This window comes from Weizmannia sp. FSL W8-0676 (assembly GCF_038593015.1).
GTDB lineage: Bacteria > Bacillota > Bacilli > Bacillales > Bacillaceae_C > Weizmannia > Weizmannia coagulans.
Window position 1 is genome coordinate 290,013 of sequence record NZ_CP151954.1, and the last position, 18,645, is coordinate 308,657.

The window sequence follows — 18,645 nt, forward strand, 5'->3', positions numbered from 1 at the left end:
AATGAGCCTGCCAAAATGTTCTGATTGTAACCATCCATTTAAGTGGATTTATATCTTTAAGAGATTATGGAAGTTTGACCAAACCATAGAATGTCCAAATTGTAAAGCCAAGTTATATCCAAGTTTGAAGTTTCGAAATAAAGTTGGATATTTTTCCCTGCTTTGCTTTTTCATCTCATTTGGACTAATGATATTGGGCATTCCAAAAATTGCATTCATAACACTAATCATCATTATTTGGGCTTGTTTGATTCTTATGATGCCTTATGTTTATTCGTTTGATCATAAAGAAAGGCTTCTATGGTAAAAGGGAACGAATAGTTGTCGCCCTTTTAAATGGCTTCAAAAATCCAGGTGATGATGAAACGCGGAGCTGAGCCGGTACGCCGCAAGTTTAAAGGTGAATTGATGAACCGATTTGGTACAGAGCAAGATTTGAAAAAAACACATGCAAGTAAAGATTGGAAACCATTTCATCAAATGAGAAAGAAAAAGGTGGCCCAAAACTACATGTAACACTTTTCGTGAAAATGGGCCTTATTTTCTTTATCAGAATTTTTCGTTGACGAATAGCATAAGAAGGTATACAATAAACTTCAAGCTTATATGTTGTTATTTTCTTATCAAGAGAGGTGGAGGGAAGGGCCCTGTGAAGCCTCGGCAGCAGGTCCGAAAACGGGTACTGTGCCAATTCCTGCAGGTGGTGGCCTGAAAGATAAGAAGATTTCCCGGGAATGGATATCTTCTTACTTCAGGGTAAGAAGATTTTTGTCGTTTAATCCTTAGTAATCGAATAAGAAAGAAGGGAATAGAGTGGAGCAAACGCGGCTCACATATGAACAGTTTACGTCGGATCCGTTTGCAGTGTTCGTGCCGGAAGATGAAACAAAGGGCGCATTGGAAATTTTGCAGTGGGCATATGGCACGTACGGTAAATCAGTGGTATATGCGTGCAGCTTCGGCGCAGAAGGAATGGTGCTGATTGATCTCATTTCGAAAGTCAGAGAAGATGCGGATATCGTATTTTTGGATACGGACCTGCACTTTCCGCAGACTTACGAATTGATTGAAAAAGTAAAAAAGAAATATCCGGCTTTAAATATCCAAATGAAAAAACCGTCGCTTACGCTTGATGAACAGGCGGCGCAATACGGATCTGCCCTTTGGAAAAGGGATCCGGACCAATGCTGCTATATCCGGAAAATCAAGCCGCTTGAAGAAACGCTGCAGGGAGCGGCGGCCTGGATATCCGGCTTGCGGCGGGAGCAATCGCCGACGAGGGCGAAAACGAATTTTGTCAATAAAGATGAAAGGTTCCATTCGATTAAAATTTGCCCGCTGATTCATTGGACATGGGATGACGTTTGGAACTATATCAAGTCCCATCATCTTCCGTATAACGAATTGCATGACCAGGGATATCCGAGCATCGGCTGTTTCCCGTGCACACGTGCTGTCGGAAACAGCGACTCAAGAGCAGGAAGATGGGCGGGCTTTCATAAAACCGAATGCGGGCTGCATACGGTTCAGAAAAAATAAGGCTGCCCGGTGGTGCTGCGGCAAAAACGGCCATCCCTTCTAAGCCGCTGCTACAGCCACTCCGGGAGAAGTGGGCGCATAAACCAAACCAACCAGTTATCCGATTAAGTTTAAAGCAGGTGAAGAAATGAGAAAAGTATATTTAGTCGGGGCAGGGCCCGGCGATCCGGAACTGATCACAGTGAAAGGATTGCGCATGATCCGGGAAGCGGATGTCATTTTATATGACCGCCTGGTGAATCCGGATCTGTTAAAAGAAGCAAGGCCGGATGCGGAACTCGTCTACTGCGGGAAAAAGCCGGACGCCCATACGATGTCGCAGGATACGATCAACCACCTGCTTGTGAAGTTTGCCAACCAAGGCAAAACTGTTGTCCGTTTAAAAGGCGGCGATCCGTTTATATTCGGCAGAGGCGGGGAGGAGGCGGAAGTACTGGTGCAAAAGCATATTCCGTTTGAAATCGTTCCGGGGATTACGGCCGGTTCCGCCGTGCCCGCCTATGCCGGCATTCCGCTCACCCACCGCGGGCTCAGTACATCCGTTGCTTTTATCGCGGGCGTCACGAAAAAAGGCGAAGACCTTGATGCATACTGGTCCAAATATGCGGGAATTGATACACTTTGCATTTATATGGGCGTGAAAAATCTGCCGCTCATCTGTGCGCAACTGATAAAGCACGGCAAATCGCCGGACATGCCGGCTGCACTTATCCGCTGGGGCACGACGGAAAAACAGGAAACCGCGGTCGGCACGCTTGGAAATTTAAGTGAAAAGGCGGACGGGTTGCGCAACCCATCGCTTTTGATCATCGGAGAAGTGGTAAAACTGCGCGATGAGTTGAAATGGTTTGAACAGCTTTCCGCTGCTCCGGCCTGTACCGGGTGAACGGGTATGAAACAAGGTGTTTTATATGTCAGCCACGGCAGCCGTGTGCCCGAAACCGCCCGGGAAGCAACAGCGGCAATCCGGCAAGCGATGGCACAGGTGGATGCGGATCTCCAGGAAATTTGTTATCTGGAAATTGCGGAACCGGATATTGCAGCAGGGATTGATGCGCTTGTCCGGGGCGGCGCAGGGCGTATCGCCGTTGTGCCGGTATTGCTGCTGAGTGCCGGGCATTATTATGAGGATATCCCGCGTGCGATCCGGGAAGCGAAACGACGTTATCCGCATATTGTGTTTACGTACGGCCGCCCGCTCGGCGTCGGGGACCGGATCACCGGAATCCTGGCGGAAAATATTTTGGAAACCGGCATGCCTCCGGGTGCCTGGATTCTGCTGGTCGGACGCGGCAGCCGTAATCCGGAAACACTGTGCGATTTTGCAAAAATTGCGGACGGGCTGCGCGTGCAACTGGGGGCAGAACAGATCAAAACGGCTTATTTGGCGGTTCTTGAGCCCCGTTTTGATGAGGCGCTGAAGGAGCTGGCCGTGGCCGGGCGCCCGGTGGTTGTGGCCCCATATCTTTGGTTCACCGGCGTGCTCGTCCGGTCGCTGGAAAAGAAAGTGGGCATGCTGCAGCGGGAAGGATATGATATCCGGCTGGCACGGTATCTCGGCTGTCACCCAGATATGGCGGACGCATTGGCCGCCCGGGCAAAGGAAGCGTTGGGTGCAGAGGCTTTTATTTGAGATTCCGGGACCTTTTTTGCCCCCGGAAAGCCTGGGGGAAGCCTGCGGCGTTTTCTATTGTGAACCCCTCCCTTATTTGGGGGAGATGCAGTTTAAAAAATGCCTGGGTGCGGTGTTTCAATGTGCGTACCGGCACTTTTTTGGGCCCGATCAGCCTGAAAGATGCCCGCGGTCCGGCGCTCCATTGCGCATGCCGGCACTTGCCCGGTTCCGGCTCCCCAGGAAACGCTGGAAAGGGAGCGTACGGGCACATTCACGAAAATGGCAGGAAGTACGAGGCGTTTCTGCACCGGATAAACTGGAAAGGAGATCAGGAATGGCTTGGGTACCGGTTATGGTCAATTTAGACGGGAAGCAGGCTGTGGTCATCGGCGGCGGAAAAGTGGCGGCACGCAGATTCCGGCTCTTGCAGGAAGCGGGGGCATGCGTTACAGTCGTAAGCCCGCACCTGAACGATGAATTGCAGGTTTTGGCGCAACAACACGCGTTCATTTGGAAACAGAAAACATTCGAAACGGAAGACATCCGGGGGGCCGATGTGGTTGTTGCAGCGACAAATGATCCGGAGACAAACAGCCGGATTGTTGCCCATGCCCCGGCCCAAGCCCTCGTGAACGATGCCGGCCGTGCGGGAAGCGGCAACCTTGCTTTTCCGGCGTTTTTCCAAAAGGGCAGGCTTTCCATCAGTGTCTCTACAGCCGGGGCAAGCCCGAAACTGGCTTCCCGCATTGTAAATGAATTATCCGGGCATTATGATACGAACTACGCCCAATATGTGGATTTTTTATACGAGTGCCGCCAGCTTCTGAAGCAGCCGCAGTTTTCTGCATCGGAAAAAAGCGAGTGGCTGGAAAAGCTGCTTGGAGAAGCATACCGCAAGCCTGAAAAACAGCAGGAAGCCTTGTCTTTCTTTCGCAGCCGCATGCAAGGGACTGCCCGCTGAAAAACGAATGAAGATTAGCGCGCATCTTTGGGAAATCAGCCGGTGTGCCCGGCGAAAAACTTGGCAAGCCCGTTTGCAACCCGGAATGGCTTCCGTTACAATAGGGTTAAAATTTTCACAAAAAGGAGTGTCGCCATATGTCATTGGAAGATGTCAAAGCTTATTTTAAGCAGTGGGACCGGGAAGAAGAGGTGCTCGTCCTGCCGTCATCAGGCGCGACGGTTGAACTTGCAGCTGAGGCGCTGCACATGGAACCGGAACGGATTGCAAAAACGCTTGCGTTCAGGGGTACCGGTGGGGAAGAAGCCCTTCTTGTTGTCACTGCGGGAGATGCGAAAATCGACAATAAAAAATTCCGGCAAACATTCGGCGGGAAAGCGCGGATGCTGTCACCAGAAGAAACGCTCGAGCATACCGGCCATGCTGTCGGCGGCGTCTGCCCGTTCGGTTTGAAAAAAGATTTGCCGGTCTATATGGACGTCTCACTCAAACGGTTCACGACTGTATTTCCGGCATGCGGGAGCGGCAACTCGGCAATTGAACTGACCTGCGAAGAATTGTATACATACGGGAAGGCCGAAAAATGGGTGGATGTCTGCAAAGGATGGGAACCGGCGGAAGATTACCAGCATGCAGCCGGGACCGGCGCCTTAACGGATCCGCAATAATCTGCTTGCCGCTTCAGACTTGCCTTTGAGACGGAAAGGGGTCCCGGGTACGCGCCGGAAAATGAAGCAAATCCATCATGGCTGCTGGCAATTGCCCGAAAACACGGGCATACTTGAAAAAGCGGGCGATCAGATTGCCGCCACGCCGGATAAACGCTGCACCAGTAAAGGAATGAAAATCAGTATCGCATTTTTTCAGGATAGAAAAGGAATGAAAACCAGCCATCTCGATGTTTCGGGATAGAAGCCCGTGCGCGCCATCAAAGGATTGAAAAGGAACAAGCACCTGGCCGCCATGCCGCTTTTAAAACGGCTCCGACAGCAGAATGAAAGCAGCCGGTGATAAATAAAAACGACGGGAGACACAATCGTGTTTTCCCGCCGTTTTTATGGGTTCATATAAGCTGCTTTGATTTAGTCATGGTATTTTTCAGCAATGGCGTTAGCGGCAACAATGGCATTGTACACATCATCAGGCGTAACCGGGAATGGTTCGTTGCCCATTGTGTCATCCTCGGCACAGGCATCTTCCGCCACTTTCCGCCATTCGGCTTCCACAAATTCTTCAACGCCGAGGTCCTTCAGTGTCAGCGGCAGGCCAACTGCTTTGATAAAGCGGATTACCGTTTCAAACTCTTCTTTTGGCGCGTTTTCAAGAACGAGCTGTGCGAGCAGGCCGAATGTCACTTTTTCGCCGTGCTGTGCACGATGGAGGGCAGGGACAGCGGTCATGCCGTTATGGATGGCGTGTGCTGCGGCAAGGCCGCCGGATTCCGCCCCGACACCGCTCAAATAGATGGTCGCTTCAATGGTATCCTGCACTGCACGGGTTGGCACTTTGTTTTTCACGGCTTCCACTGCTTTTACGCCGTTTTCGAGAATCGTTTCGTAGCAAGTGCGGGCAATGGCCAGGCCGGTGAGGGATGGCTTCATTAAAACAAGGTTGTCGCCGTTTGCCGCGTAGCAGGCGCGCGCTTCAAAATAAGTGGCAAGCGCGTCCCCGATCCCGGCGGCGAAAAAGCGGACCGGTGCTGCAGCTAAAATTTCCGTGTCTGCGAGCACGACATCCGGATTGCTCGGCAGGAACAAGTAACGGTCAAAAGCGCCGTCTTCTTTGTAAAGAACGGCAAGGGCCGTGCACGGTGCGTCAGTGGAGGCAATCGTCGGAAAAATGACAACCGGAAGTTTTTCATAATAAGCGGTTGCTTTTGCGGTATCAAGCGTTTTTCCGCCGCCGATGCCGACAATGACATTGGCGCCTGCTTCACGTGCAAGCCGGCGGTTACGGTCTACTTCTTCCTGGGTGGTTTGATAATTGAACTGTTCGAAAGTTGCTTTCCCGCCGCCTTCCCGGACAGATTTTCCGGCTTCTTCTTTTGCGCGGCCGAGGATGAATTCGTCGCAAATCACATAGGCATTGTCGCCCAAATCTTTTATGTACGCATATAAATTGGCAAGCAGGCCGTTCCCTACGATAAACTTTTTCGGCGATGTAACGGATTTTACAGGAATTTTCATAACATGTACTGCCTCCTAAACATTTTTTTCTTTCTACACTCTCATTATATTAAAAATGTAAGCGGAAACCAAGGTAAAAGATGTGAAAATAAGATCATCCAATGTTATAAAAAAACAAATAAATATGATGATTGAAAACGCGTTCATAAACTTTTATAATATTGTTATACAACAGTGCTGGTTTTTAAACAGCAAGGGGAAACAGGGAGAAAATGAAAATGGGAGGGGAGTCCATGAACGTGCCGTTGGTGTTGACGGAATTTCTGGATCGCGCGGTGCTTTTGTACGGCGGGAAAACAGCGGTGTATTGCGGGGACCGGGCGTTTACATACCGGGAGCTGAACGGCAGGGTGAACCGGCTGTCGTACGGGTTAAAAAATCTTGGCATTGAAAAAGGGGATCGGGTGGCCTATCTCGCGCCGAATACAGTGGAAATGCTGGAAGGCTTTTACGGGATTTTCCAGCTGGGGGCGGTGATGGTGCCGCTGAATATCCGGCTGACCCCGGAAGACTACCGGTTTATTTTAAATCACAGCGGATCGAAAGTATTGTTTGTGGACCAGGAGATGTACCATTTGATCGAGCCGGTAAAGGATGAGCTTGAAACGGTGGAGCAAATTATTATCCACTATAAAGAGGATGACTGTGCTGAAATTGATTATGACCGTTGGCTGGACAGATTTCCGCCTGAGCCGTTTCCGCGTGCCGGCCTCGATGAAAACGATGTGTGCAGCCTGCTTTATACGAGCGGAACAACCGGAAATCCTAAAGGCGTGATGCTTACCCACCGCAATAATTATTTGCATGCATTAAGCGCCATGCACCATTTGCGCGTTACGGACCGCGATGTCTATCTGCATGTGCTCCCGATGTTCCATGTAAACGGATGGGGTTCGCCGTTTTACTATACAGCAAACGGGGCGGCCCATGTATGCCTCCGCAAACCGTCGGCGGAAGCCATTTTCACGGAAATCATCAGGCATCATGTAACGGTGGTGCATATGGCGCCGACTGTGCTGAACAGCCTGTTGCAGTACAATGCGGAACACCATCCCGCCATTGAACAGGATGTGCGTGTTGTCATCGCCGGAGCTGCGCCGCCGCCTGCATTTGTAGAACGGGTGGAAAAAGAGCTTGGCTGGGAATTCATCCAGGTGTACGGCATGACGGAGTCCACACCGCTCACCCTTGTGTCTGTCATCCGTTCGCAGCTTGGCGGGCTGGATCATGATAAACAATTGCGGTTGCGGGCGAAAGCCGGGTTTCCGATGATCGGCAGTGATGTCCGGGTTTTACGGGAAAACGACGAAGAAGTGGCCCATGACGGAAAAGAAATCGGCGAGGTCACGGTAAGAGGGCATGGCGTTATGCTTGGATACTGGAAAAACCCGGAAGAAACGATGAAAACGATCCGGAACGGGCGGCTCTATACAGGGGATATGGCGACCGTTGATGAATACGGCTATATCGATATCGTCGACCGTAAAAAAGACATTATTATCAGCGGCGGTGAGAATATATCCTCTATTGAAGTGGAAGGGGTGCTGTATGAACATCCGGATATCCTTGAAGCGGCGGTGATTGCTGTTCCGCATGAAAAATGGGGAGAGACCCCGCATGCATTTGTCGTCCTGAAGGCAGATGCGGCCGCCACTGAAGAAGATATCATCCGTTTTTCAAGGGAAAGGCTTGCCCATTTCAAAGCCGTGACGGGTGTGACATTTGTGGAGGAACTGCCGAAAACGGCATCCGGGAAAATCCAGAAAGTCCGCCTGCGTAACGAATACTGGGAAAAGCTCGGAAAAACAGAGCGGTTCGTAAATTAACATGCCGGAAACAGATCCGGCAAAACGCAAGGCCGCTGAAAAGCACAGGACAGCGCGTGCCATTTCGGCGTAAAACAGCGGAAAGCATGCCGCATCCATGCCCCTTCTTCAGCGATGAGGCGGGGGCGTTGGCGGAACCGCCATAAACGTTTCCGGCAGCTGCAGACGGCAAATTTTAACCGAATTGCCCTTTCTTATCCTTTGACTGACGGTTTCTTTTGGACAGAAATACAGTATAATAGGATAAAAGACCTATATCAAAGGGGCAAATCCATTGAAAAATGGAGACGCAAAACTACAGGGGAACTTCCTGCCTATAACTGCGGACGAACCTCAAAACTTGCAAAACCACTAGGAGAGGCAGGGCGTACGTTTTGCGGCGGCACAATCCGCTTTCGGAGCAAAGCGGGGCAATGCCTTTTAGAAGTCCGCCGGTTTGCCCTGCCAGATTTTAAACGGCGTATACGTAATTTGCCATAAATGCATAAACCAGCCCGGCATCCGGCGGCTGTATGTTCAGCCGTTTTTCACATGCTTCCAGATACGGCTTGAGCGTGCTGTCTGCTTTTGCTTCCTCAAGCGTAAGGCTGCCCTGTACAAGGCGGATTGCCGCTTCTTTTACCGTGCCATCACCAGTTTGAAACAAAAGATATGCCAAGCAACTGTACCGATCCATTGTTCTGCCTCCCGGAACCTTTTTATCCCCTTTTTCGATAAAAGCGGCAAAAATTCCTGCAAATTCGCAAAAAAAAAGAAACAAAAAAGGCAAGACCGGTGCGGCAGGCCTTGCCTTATGCTACTATTTTAATCCGATATATTTTTTTTGCGTTTCCATCCGGGGCACGAGGCGCATCCTTTCCGGGAGCAATGAAATGGCAATCGCAGCCAGAATCAGGGCGCCGCCGGCAAAGAAGCGGCCGTTCAGGCTTTCATGAAGCAAAAGCCAGCCGAGAAAAGAGCCGGTGACAGGCTGCAGAAACATAAAAAGTGACCCGCTGCCGGCTTCTACCATTTCAAGCCCTTTGTTCCACAGGAAGAAAGCGCCGGCTGTAGAGATGACGCCGAGATACAAAATACCTGCCATTCCCCAAAAACCGCCCGATGATACAGGCCAGGCCATCATGGCTTCGCGGGCGGCAAAAGGCGTTGTAAACAGCAGCCCGAACAAAATGGCGTAGGTTGTAATGGTTAACGAATCCATTTTCCAGGAAGCCACTTTTACATAAACGGACAGAAGTGCCCATGTGATCATCGCTCCAGCCAGAATCAGGCTGCCCCAAAAATAGGTTTGAAGATGGATGTCCCAGCCGATCACAATGACAACGCCCGCTGATGCGATAATCAGCGCCAATATTTTGCGCGCGGTCAGTTTTTCTTTTAAAATGAAGCGCGCGAATATCACGATAAAAACCGGAGAAGCGGACGTGATGATCGCGCCGGTATGGGCATCCGCTTTTTGCGTCCCGATAAACTGCATGGCAACGGATGCAAAATAGCCGACAAACCCGATCCAGGCAAGCAGCAGCCAGTCTTTTTTTGCAAGGCTTGCCTTTCCCTTTTTCTTTCTGCCGGCATGCAATAGCGCGTACAGTGCGGCAAAACCGATCATATACCGCAACCATAAAAGCGTAAGCGGCGGTACAAAGTTCAAGACATATTTACTGACCACATACATCCCGCCCCAGATGCCGGATGCAAGCGCGAGGCAAAGTGCGCCTGCCCATTTGTTTTTCACAGTCATCAACCTCCGTCTTTATTTTTTATCTAACAGCCAGACGGGGGTTTCGAAGCGGCTGTTCGTCCCCCGCATCAGGAACGAACAGGCTGGTCATTTTCAAACCGATCAAAATACAGACGCACAAACAGCACCTCCCACCACAATATTCTTAATTTTAACATATTTATTCTCCCACTGCGAATAAAATAAAAAAAATCATTAAAAAAGGGGAAGTTGGACGTGATTGTAAAACAGCGGGAATACCCCGCGCAAATCCGGGCGGGAGAGGCGCTGCTGGGGAGGCTGCCCGAAAGGCATCCGCTGTATGGGCAGATTGCTAGGGATGTAAAAAAGTGGGATGCAAAATATAAAAGGGAGAAGCGGGCAGACCGGTTTTTGGAGATTCTTCCGTCTGGCCAATTCTATGTTTACCATGCACTCCCCATAACAAACACATGCCTGGACGGGTTGATTCTCACACGAAATTTTGTGTTGATTACAGGCTACAATCATTTATCCGGCGCGATTTTTCCGGATCCGGCTTTTGCCCAGCTTATCCAGCAAAAAGGCGGGAAGGAAAAAGGCTGGCCGGAACCGTTTGCGTGCCTGCAAAAACAAAGAGAAATCTTGTGTACATGGGCCCGGATGCGGCATTTACCCGAATTGCCGCTGGAGTATTTGCTTGTCCTTTGCCATGAGGGGGCCGAGTTGAAAATGCCTGTTGTCAATTCAGCAGATGAATTGAGGATCTGCCCAGCAAGCCAGGCTGTTTATAAAGTGACAAAGATGCTGGAAACATACAGCCAGCTGGTCCTGGACGGCAAGCATTTTAAAAAATGGCACAAGCATTTGCTGGAATGCCGCAAAAATCTGGGGATCTGTCCGTGGCCGGTTGACCAAAGCGAAATGTATACGGGGGTCGGGTGTCCGCTGTGCCGCCGTTTTGAAATGGATTTTAACAATGGCGCGTGGCACTGCCAGGTTTGCGGGCATACCAGTAAAGATGCGCACCGTAAAGCGATAGAAGAGTTCTATTTGCTTTTTGGCCGGGATGCGCCAGATGAAGCGCTTTGTTCCTTTTTGCGCGTGGATGCACAAACAGCGGCACAAATCGTGCGCGAGGCAGCGCATTAGTCCGTAAACTGTGATGCCAGCCGGAGGACCGGCACTTTGCTTGAAGCCCGCCGGAAAAAGATCTTCATCCGGTTACGGGGGAACAGAATAATTATTGGCTGCCCCGATAAAAATACAAACTAGGAATTTTGGTTTCTGAATCATAAACTAAGAAGCATTGGCCTGGCGTACAAGTAGCCCAAATCTATACGTTTCCCCACTGCCCATTTGGCGGCTGTATAGAAAACCGGCGGGTGCATAAGCTATTGAAAGAACGGTAACGCTGATTGCGAGGATCAAACATGATTGGGTATGTTGTTTCCCTCATTGTTTTTAATCTGGCTGTTTTTTGGGCCAATAAGCGGCTTTCCCCCGGGCAGATCGTACAGATTTGGACGTTTACCATAGCTTCCCACCTGGTTTTTGATGTATATATCGATTACAAGTACCATGGCTACTGGTATTTTACAAAAGGGGTGGACTGGGAGAATCTCCCGGGTATGATTTGTTTGCTTCCGCCTGTGAATATTTTGTATCTTAACTGGTTTCCGTTTGGAAAAAGATGGCCAAAAAAGATACTTTATATTGCTGTTTGGGAAGTGCTGATGCTGGGGTATGAGTGGATCACCCTGCTGCCGGCACCATGGGGCTATTTTCATTACGGATGGTGGGATTTCACCATTTCGGCGCTCGTAAATCCGTTCCTCCTGCTCATTGTGGCCGGGTTTTACAAATGGGTTGTCTGGCTGGAAAACAAAAAAACTGTACCTGCTGAGCAGCAGCTACAGTGAAACAGTCCGGTTTTTCTGCCGGAGATAATCGGTATGGTCATGGATGGCGGGGTCTTCTGTCTGGATGGTCGTATGGCGGATGCCGTATTTTTGTTCGAGCATCTGATTTACAGCTAAAATGACGCGCATCGGTTCAGATGAATGCTTGACAAAGACATGGGCGGTCAGCGAACAATGGTCGGAAGTAATGTTCCAAAGATGCATGTCATGGACGTCTTCAATCCCCTCAATTTGATACATATCTGTGCGGATCTGCTCTAAATCAAACCCTTCCGGCACGGTGTCCATCAGGATCAAATAGGAAGCGCGGACGATTTTGGCGCCGCCGTAAAAAATGACGCCGCCGATTGCGATGCTGATGAGCGGATCAAAGAAATTCATTCCCGTAAAATAAATGAGCAGGGCGGAAACAATCACGCCGGCCGAATTCAATAAGTCCCCGATAAAATGCCATAATGCGCTTTTGACATTTAAGTTTTCTTCTTCTTTTGTGCTCCGGTGCAGCACAATGGTGAGGATAATATTCACAACAAGCCCGGTCATGGCAATGAGAAACATCCACTTAAAATCAATGGGTTGCGGATGGACGAGGCGCTTAATCCCTTCAATGAAAATGCCGATTGAAATGCCCATGAGCGCAATCCCATTCAGGAACGATGCAACGATTTCAAACCGTAAATAGCCGAATGTATATTTGCGGTTTGGCGGGCGTGTCGCCATAAACAAAGCAAGCATGCTGAAGAGGAGTGCAATGACATCTGAAGCCATATGTGCCGAGTCGGAAAGCAAAGCAAGCGAATGCGAAACCAGGCCGCCGATCATTTCAACAAACGTGAAAAACAAGGTTAGGACAAGCGTTGCCCATAACGCTTTTTTTGATGCGGACTGGACTTTGACATGCGGAAGGTGGTGATAATCATATTCCGGCATCATCGTACACCTCTTCCTGAGTAAACTTATTTCACCTGTATTGTAGCACGAAGAAAGGAAAAAGAATAGTATTTATTCTCAATTAATATAAATTTTTTTTGAATAATTGAGAATGGGAATCAATATAGATTAGGGATTATTGCTGTAAACAAAAAGAAATGGAATTATTTATAATGCTTATTATATGATAAAAAATCAAATGGGAGCCTGCCTCGAAAGAGAAAAAACCGCCAGGATACTTTTCCCGGGCGGTTTTTGTGTGAAAGGCATGGACTGAAAAAGTTTCACGCGATTTCCCTTTACTCGACGGTTAAACTCTTCGCCAGGTTGCGCGGGCGGTCAACGTCATAGCCGCGTACGATGCCGGCATAATAAGCAAGCAGCTGCAGCGGGATGGCGGCCAGGACCGGCATGAGAAACGGGTGTGCTTCCGGAATGTAGAGCACTTCGTCCACAACGGCGCTCACTTCGTCATCTCCCGTCGTCGTAATCCCGACGACATATGCATCGCGTGCCTTTACTTCTTTAATATTGTTTATGGCCTTGTCGCGCAAATGTTCCTGGGTGGCAAGGGCAATGACCGGAACACCCGGCGTGATCAAAGCCATCGTGCCGTGTTTCATTTCTCCCGCCGCGTAGGCATCCGCATGGAGATAGGCGACTTCCTGGAGTTTGAGCGCCCCTTCAAGCGCCAGCACATAATCGAGCCCGCGGCCAATCAGGAATAGATGCTCCTGGTCGTTTGTGACCTGTGCAAACTGGTCGATGGCATCCTGCGTCATCACCAGGCATTTTTCCACGTCGTCGGCGAGTGAATGAAGGGCATCGAGCAGGACAGGAATTTTATCCTTTCCAGGGCCGTTCAGTTTTTTCGTCAGCACAATCGTAAGCAAAATGAGTGCGGTGATCTGGGTGGTGTATGCTTTTGTCGCGGCGACCGCGAGTTCCGGACCGGCATGTGTATAAATGAGACAGTCCGATTTCCTTCCCAATGTGCTTTTCCAATAATTGGTAATTGCAATCACCGGTGCCCCGAATTTTTTCGCATTTTTCAAGGCCGAAATCGTATCCGCCGTTTCCCCCGACTGGCTCATCACAATGACAAGATGTTTTTCATTTAAATGGCCGTGTTCGCAGCTGAATTCAGACGAAATCGCCGCTTCGACTGGGATATCCAGCATCGTCTCCAAAATCTTTTTGCCGATCATGCCGGAGTGGTGCGAGGTGCCGCTGCCGACAATAGTAATTTTTTCAATATCGGTAAGCTGCTGTTCTTTGAAAAATTCCTCGACTTCCGGAATAATGACATCACCGGCCGCTAACCGGCCTTTTAACGTGCGCTTGATTGCTTCCGGCTGCTCCATGATTTCTTTTAACATGTAGTGGCCGTAATCCTGCAGGTTGAGTTCGTCTTGATTCCAGCGCACGGATGTCTTTTCCGGCAGAATTTTCTCCCCGGAAAGTGTCTTAATTTCCACTTTTGTCTGGGTCAAAATGGCCATTTCGCCGTTTTTAATCGGATAAATTTCCTTTGTATACGAAAGCAGCGCCGGGATATCCGAGGAGAGATACGTTTCCCCGCTGCCAAAGCCGATAATGAGTGGATTATCATAAGAAATGGCGATAATCTGGTTCGGGTGATCTTTTGCCATGATTGCAAGCGCAAACGCACCTTTTAATTGCGGAATGACGATCCGCACGGTTTCTTCAAAATTGCCGGTATCATAATGCGCGAGAAGATACGGAATGACTTCTGTGTCGGTGTCCGTTTGTAAACGATGCCCCTGCGCGATAAGAAATTTTTTTAATTGCTGGTAGTTTTCAATGATCCCGTTATGGACAACGTAGAAACGTGCTTCTTCATCGCATAACGGATGGGAATTTTCAACGGTCGGCATCCCGTGTGATGCCCACCTTGTGTGGCCGATCCCAAGGCATCCGGCGGGAATCGGTTCGAGCTGGAGGGAAGCTTCCAGATCTTCGACGCGCCCTTTTTCTTTGCGGACGCCGATGGTTTTCATATCGGAGACGGCAATGCCTGCTGAATCATAGCCCCGGTAATCCAGTTTTTTCAGGCAATCGAGCAGAACCGGCTGTGCCGAATGTCTGCCAATGTACCCAACGATTCCACTCATCTTTTTCACCTCAACGTATCGCTTTCCTTATATCACGTGTATTCCTACCTTCATGCTAACATGAACCGGGCGGGGAATAAAGCGATTGTGCTGCAGGCAAATGCCGGGATTTCCAAAGCATACCAGGGAGCACACGGACAAAAAGCGCAACCCGATCGGATTGCGCCTTTTGCCTCATCCAAACCTGGTATTCAGATGACGTCCAGTCCGGGCTTATCCAAACCTGGCTTTAGACAAGTCCGGGGGTTCAAATAGTAGGCGGACACGAACCTTCACCGAAAGTATACCGGTTCCGGACGGTCGTCCCACTTGCCCGGTGGACAAATGCAGTGCCAAATACGGAAGATGAAGTTGCTGCCAAGTCTTTCATCAAAAACTTTACCAGTCCTTCTTTTAAGATGTATTGGCCTTGCACTGTTCCTATTCCCGGCAGGCACAAAATAAAATGAACCAAAATATGGAAATTATGCTCTTTTCCGCTGCTCCACCGCAGCCGGGACAATCGAAACATTTCCATACTTCGTGACCGTAAGCTTTCCGCATCTGCCATAGTTTCCGAGTTTCGCATGCGGATCGGCATGAAGGCGGAGTTTTTTCAGCAAAGTGCCGGCCCTGATCTCGAGAAAAAGATCCGCCGTCTGCTGTAAAGCAAGCCAGTCCGCCAAAAGCGCCACATCAACAGCAGCAACAAAGCGCATTTTTCGTTGCGGCAACAGCCGGATCACAGCCGGAATCCGCCGCTCCTCTTTTGTGGTGCGGTTTTGCAAAATCACCGTGATGCCCGCGTCCTGCTTTGAGCGAGGCGGCACATAGCCGATCTGGCCGAACCCTTTTAAAGAAAGGGCGCGGTTGCATAAGTCGCCGGCAAGCAGTTCCGCTTTTTCCGGTTGCAAACCCGGCGGCACGCGGACAGAATCCGGAAGCAGATGGTCGAAAGCATGCTTCCCTTTAAAGGCGCGGAAATCAAAGTAGCCGTCCGGGGTTACCGGCAAATACCCGCGCGAAACGCTTGCTGTTGCCGCAAATTCAAACGGCATCCCGTTGCGCAGGAAAAAATAGCGCGCCCGCACAAGCTCCGGTTCCGGCACATAGTCGAACGCCCGCTCGTCAATGTCCTGCAAATAATGGTTTACAAGCGGAAAAAAGCGGCGCCGGGCATGCGGCAGGTAGCGATACAAATTCGAAGCATAACGCGTAAAATCGAGGATGGCGCGGATATCTTTAATGTAACGGTGGCCGAGCAGCCCCTGTGCCATTAAAAACCGATCAATTTCCACCCGGTCGGCGACAGCGCGGAACATAAAATTCTTTTGCGTAATCGACAAATTGCGCAAAGATTCGCGTTTCCGCCAGTGGTAATGCGTGCCGCAATGGATGAACACTTTTTTTGCAAGGTACAGGCAGCAGGTGATAAAGTGGACATCTTCAAAACGGCAGCCTTCAAGAAAACGAAGCACGTTCCGCGTTAAAAAATCCCGTTTGAAAATTTTATTGGCAGGCCCCAGGTTATGGATCAGGTTTTTCGTTTCGTACAGGTTTGTCAGCCGGCTTTCCTCAAACAGCCCGAGCAGTTTAAACGTATACACCTGCCATTTTTGCCTGGAATTGAATTTGTATCTATTCGTCACGACGATATCGGGGTCGTGCTTGCGGATGCAGGCAAATGAACTTCCGTAAAAGCCATGGTCAATATAATCGTCCGGATCAAGAAAATGAATGTAATCGCCGGTGGCAAGCGCGAGCCCTTTATTCCGGGGGCCGCCCGGTGCCCCGCTATGCTTCTGACGGATGACTTTCAGCTGCGGGAGGCGGGCTGCCCACTTTTTCAAAACTTTCCGGCTCCCGTCTTTTGAACCGTCATCAACGGCAATGATTTCATAAGCCGGCAAGGTCTGGCGGGCGAGGCTTTCCATGCAGTCATCCAGATAATTTGCAACATTGTAAACGGGAAGTATGACGCTGACTTTCACAAAACATCCTCCTTATCATTTCCATTATGTTCAAATCGTTGCGCTTTTATTGCAAATAAGGTCAATTTTCGATAGAATGGATGGGGAATCACGACACCGTGAAATAAATCCTGTGATCGCTCTGTTTGTGGATAGCCTCACAACCATGAGCGGTTATTTTTTGGCACCGATTTAAAAATGGATTCTCCCGTTTCATCACCTGTAGAAACGGGAATGGGCACAGCAATCTTTCCACATCCGTCGCAAAAGGCGGATGCACGGACACAGCCCTTAAGTGAATTTCGCACGAACCGGTTTTATAAGTACCGGATTACAGCTGGATTTCCAACGGCCGGTTTTCTTTTGGAACTTTCGGGAATCCGGCCCATATTTTCATATATATGCTCAAGGCCCAAACCATTGTCATCACGCGTCCTGTTGCGATAAAATAGGCATTGTCGAAAAGTGGCGATACTGGATTGAATAGGATAAACAGGTTTGCCAGCGACTCCTTCACCGCTGGATAACATAGATGACTTTTTTGCTGTATGGCACCTTTTAAGGAGCGGCACAATGAAGGGCTTTTTTGAAAAAATTTTCCCGAAAACCGCGCATCGGTCTGGCAAGGGAAAGCGAGGGGTAAACATGATGAAAATTCCCGGCAATACAGCAACCGGGACGGCACACGGAAAATTAATTTTAGCGGGGGAACATGCTGTCGTTTACGGGCAACCGGCGATCGCGCTTCCATTCGATCATGTGAAAATTGAAACGGCAGTCATCCGGAAACAAGGCCCGCTCTCCATTGACTGCTGGTTTTACAAAGGGGCGCTGGATAAAGCGCCGGAAAGGCTTCACGGAATCAAGGCATGTGTCAAAGAAATCCTCCGTACGTTAAAAAAGCCGGCCGAAAATTTGGCAATTAAACTGGAATCGACCATTCCGATCGGGCGCGGGCTTGGCTCGAGTGCCGCTGTTGCCGTTGCCATTGTCCGCGGGCTATATGCTTTTTTTGAAAAACAATTAACGAAAATGGAACTTGAACGGTTTGTCCAAATTGCTGAGAATTTTGCCCACGGGAATCCGAGCGGCATCGATATGATGGCAGTCATCAGCAATGACCCGATCTGGTTTGAAAAAGGGAAGGCGGCCCGGCCGCTTCCGTTTTCGCTTCCGTTTTATCTGGTGGTCGCCGATTCCGGGCGCGTGCATAATACGGCAATGGCGGTCGGGAGCATCCGTGAAAAAAGCGGTTCTGACCCGAAAACGGTGGAGTCCGTCATCAGCCGTTTAGGCGAAATCGTGCACGAAGCGGGAAGGGCATTGATTGAAAAAGACGGATTGCATCTCGGCCGTTTATTTAATGAAGCACATGCACAGCTTTCCGTTTTGGGTGTCAGCGACGAAGGGCTTAACACATTGTGCGCTGCAGCACGGTCAGCCGGCGCACTCGGTGCCAAACTGACCGGCGCAGGCCGGGGTGGTTGCATTATTTCGCTCGCCGAAAGCAGAAAAAAGGCTTTAGCAGTTGCGCAAGCCCTGCAAAAAGCAGGCGCCGCGCAAGTATGGCAATTTTCGCTGGAAGGATGACCGTGATCCCGCAATAGAAACATGATAGCACAGCCCCGAAAACAGGAGATGCTTCATGTAAAAGAGGCTCCCTGTTTTTGCTTGTAGCGTGCAGCTCTTTTTGTCCGTGGCTTCAAAGCGGGCGAATCATGAGAAGACCTTTTCCGTTGAAGCGGCTGGCAAAGGGGCTCCTTTTATCCGGCAGCGGTGTGAAGGCTGCTAAGCTGGGCTGGGAATCGCAGGCAGTTGCCTCTTCAATAAAATGTTTGCTGCATTTTCCTTCGAGGCAGTTGGCCAGAGCGGCTCTTTTTGTC

18 protein-coding genes and 2 riboswitches are annotated in these 18,645 nt (G+C 49.8%); of the genes, 12 read left to right on the plus strand and 6 right to left on the minus strand.

Going from position 1 to position 18,645, the window contains the following annotated elements:
- Nucleotide 1: 1 nt before the first annotated feature.
- The 8 genes from NST20_RS01480 to NST20_RS01515 all read left to right on the plus strand — a co-directional run bounded on the left by NST20_RS01480 (nucleotide 2) and on the right by NST20_RS01515 (nucleotide 5,027).
- Nucleotides 2-307 (plus strand): TIGR04104 family putative zinc finger protein, encoded by a 306-nt coding sequence (locus NST20_RS01480; RefSeq protein WP_019720424.1) that lies wholly within the window; start codon nucleotides 2-4, stop codon nucleotides 305-307.
- 29 nt (nucleotides 308-336) lie between these two features.
- Nucleotides 337-516 carry a hypothetical protein gene (locus NST20_RS01485; protein ID WP_019720423.1) on the plus strand — a complete coding sequence of 60 codons (180 nt, stop codon included), beginning with the start codon at nucleotides 337-339 and terminating at the stop codon, nucleotides 514-516.
- 101 nt (nucleotides 517-617) lie between these two features.
- A riboswitch (SAM riboswitch) is annotated at nucleotides 618-722 on the plus strand.
- Between the two features lie 91 nt (nucleotides 723-813).
- Entirely contained in the window at nucleotides 814-1,539 is a 726-nt protein-coding gene (locus NST20_RS01490; protein WP_342399901.1) for a phosphoadenylyl-sulfate reductase, read from the plus strand.
- Between the two features lie 127 nt (nucleotides 1,540-1,666).
- The gene (cobA, locus tag NST20_RS01495; protein WP_019720422.1) at nucleotides 1,667-2,425 is read left to right on the plus strand and encodes a uroporphyrinogen-III C-methyltransferase; all 759 of its coding nucleotides are present in this window, start codon (nucleotides 1,667-1,669) and stop codon (nucleotides 2,423-2,425) included.
- 6 nt (nucleotides 2,426-2,431) lie between these two features.
- Complete coding sequence (locus tag NST20_RS01500) at nucleotides 2,432-3,172, plus strand: sirohydrochlorin chelatase (protein ID WP_061574580.1); 741 nt, start codon at nucleotides 2,432-2,434, stop codon at nucleotides 3,170-3,172.
- Between the two features lie 316 nt (nucleotides 3,173-3,488).
- On the plus strand, nucleotides 3,489-4,115 hold the full coding sequence (locus tag NST20_RS01505; protein ID WP_342399902.1) for an NAD(P)-binding protein: 627 nt from the start codon (nucleotides 3,489-3,491) through the stop codon (nucleotides 4,113-4,115).
- Between the two features lie 137 nt (nucleotides 4,116-4,252).
- Nucleotides 4,253-4,783: a YbaK/EbsC family protein gene (locus tag NST20_RS01510; protein WP_342399903.1), complete on the plus strand. Its 531-nt coding sequence runs from the start codon at nucleotides 4,253-4,255 to the stop codon at nucleotides 4,781-4,783.
- Between the two features lie 61 nt (nucleotides 4,784-4,844).
- Complete coding sequence (locus NST20_RS01515; RefSeq protein WP_258922069.1) at nucleotides 4,845-5,027, plus strand: hypothetical protein; 183 nt, start codon at nucleotides 4,845-4,847, stop codon at nucleotides 5,025-5,027.
- Nucleotides 5,028-5,197: 170 nt separating this feature from the next.
- Here NST20_RS01515 and NST20_RS01520 read toward each other — a convergent pair whose 3' ends face one another.
- A complete protein-coding gene (locus tag NST20_RS01520; RefSeq protein WP_013858206.1) occupies nucleotides 5,198-6,301 on the minus strand; it encodes a glycerol dehydrogenase in 1,104 nt (367 codons plus the stop codon).
- A gap of 233 nt (nucleotides 6,302-6,534) precedes the next feature.
- Here NST20_RS01520 and NST20_RS01525 point away from each other — a divergent pair, with 233 nt between their 5' ends.
- Nucleotides 6,535-8,127 carry a long-chain-fatty-acid--CoA ligase gene (locus tag NST20_RS01525; protein WP_342399904.1) on the plus strand — a complete coding sequence of 531 codons (1,593 nt, stop codon included), beginning with the start codon at nucleotides 6,535-6,537 and terminating at the stop codon, nucleotides 8,125-8,127.
- Nucleotides 8,128-8,381: 254 nt separating this feature from the next.
- Nucleotides 8,382-8,445, plus strand: a riboswitch (cyclic di-GMP riboswitch).
- A 133-nt stretch (nucleotides 8,446-8,578) separates the two neighbouring features.
- Here NST20_RS01525 and NST20_RS01530 read toward each other — a convergent pair.
- Both NST20_RS01530 and NST20_RS01535 read right to left on the minus strand, forming a co-directional pair.
- The gene (locus NST20_RS01530; RefSeq protein ID WP_013858209.1) at nucleotides 8,579-8,803 is read right to left on the minus strand and encodes a hypothetical protein; all 225 of its coding nucleotides are present in this window, start codon (nucleotides 8,801-8,803) and stop codon (nucleotides 8,579-8,581) included.
- 123 nt (nucleotides 8,804-8,926) lie between these two features.
- Nucleotides 8,927-9,868, minus strand: coding sequence for a DMT family transporter (locus tag NST20_RS01535; protein WP_342399905.1), 942 nt, complete (start codon nucleotides 9,866-9,868; stop codon nucleotides 8,927-8,929).
- Between the two features lie 216 nt (nucleotides 9,869-10,084).
- Here NST20_RS01535 and NST20_RS01540 point away from each other — a divergent pair, with 216 nt between their 5' ends.
- Together NST20_RS01540 and NST20_RS01545 are read left to right on the plus strand one after the other, a co-directional pair.
- Nucleotides 10,085-10,978, plus strand: a complete 894-nt coding sequence (locus NST20_RS01540; RefSeq protein WP_342399906.1) for an NERD domain-containing protein — start codon at nucleotides 10,085-10,087, stop codon at nucleotides 10,976-10,978.
- A 281-nt stretch (nucleotides 10,979-11,259) separates the two neighbouring features.
- On the plus strand, nucleotides 11,260-11,748 hold the full coding sequence (locus tag NST20_RS01545; RefSeq protein ID WP_342399907.1) for a hypothetical protein: 489 nt from the start codon (nucleotides 11,260-11,262) through the stop codon (nucleotides 11,746-11,748).
- Here NST20_RS01545 and NST20_RS01550 read toward each other — a convergent pair.
- The 3 genes from NST20_RS01550 to NST20_RS01560 all read right to left on the minus strand — a co-directional run bounded on the left by NST20_RS01550 (nucleotide 11,740) and on the right by NST20_RS01560 (nucleotide 16,783).
- Nucleotides 11,740-12,681, minus strand: coding sequence for a cation diffusion facilitator family transporter (locus NST20_RS01550; RefSeq protein ID WP_029142802.1), 942 nt, complete (start codon nucleotides 12,679-12,681; stop codon nucleotides 11,740-11,742). The genes NST20_RS01545 and NST20_RS01550 overlap by 9 nt on opposite strands.
- A 296-nt stretch (nucleotides 12,682-12,977) precedes the next feature.
- Nucleotides 12,978-14,813: a glutamine--fructose-6-phosphate transaminase (isomerizing) gene (gene glmS / locus NST20_RS01555; protein WP_342399908.1), complete on the minus strand. Its 1,836-nt coding sequence runs from the start codon at nucleotides 14,811-14,813 to the stop codon at nucleotides 12,978-12,980.
- Nucleotides 14,814-15,277: 464 nt separating this feature from the next.
- On the minus strand, nucleotides 15,278-16,783 hold the full coding sequence (locus NST20_RS01560) for a glycosyltransferase (protein WP_342399909.1): 1,506 nt from the start codon (nucleotides 16,781-16,783) through the stop codon (nucleotides 15,278-15,280).
- Between the two features lie 627 nt (nucleotides 16,784-17,410).
- On the opposite strand from NST20_RS01560, the gene mvk reads away from it, so the two are divergent.
- On the plus strand, nucleotides 17,411-18,352 hold the full coding sequence (gene mvk, locus NST20_RS01565; RefSeq protein ID WP_342399910.1) for a mevalonate kinase: 942 nt from the start codon (nucleotides 17,411-17,413) through the stop codon (nucleotides 18,350-18,352).
- The last annotated feature ends 293 nt before the right edge of the window (nucleotides 18,353-18,645 follow it).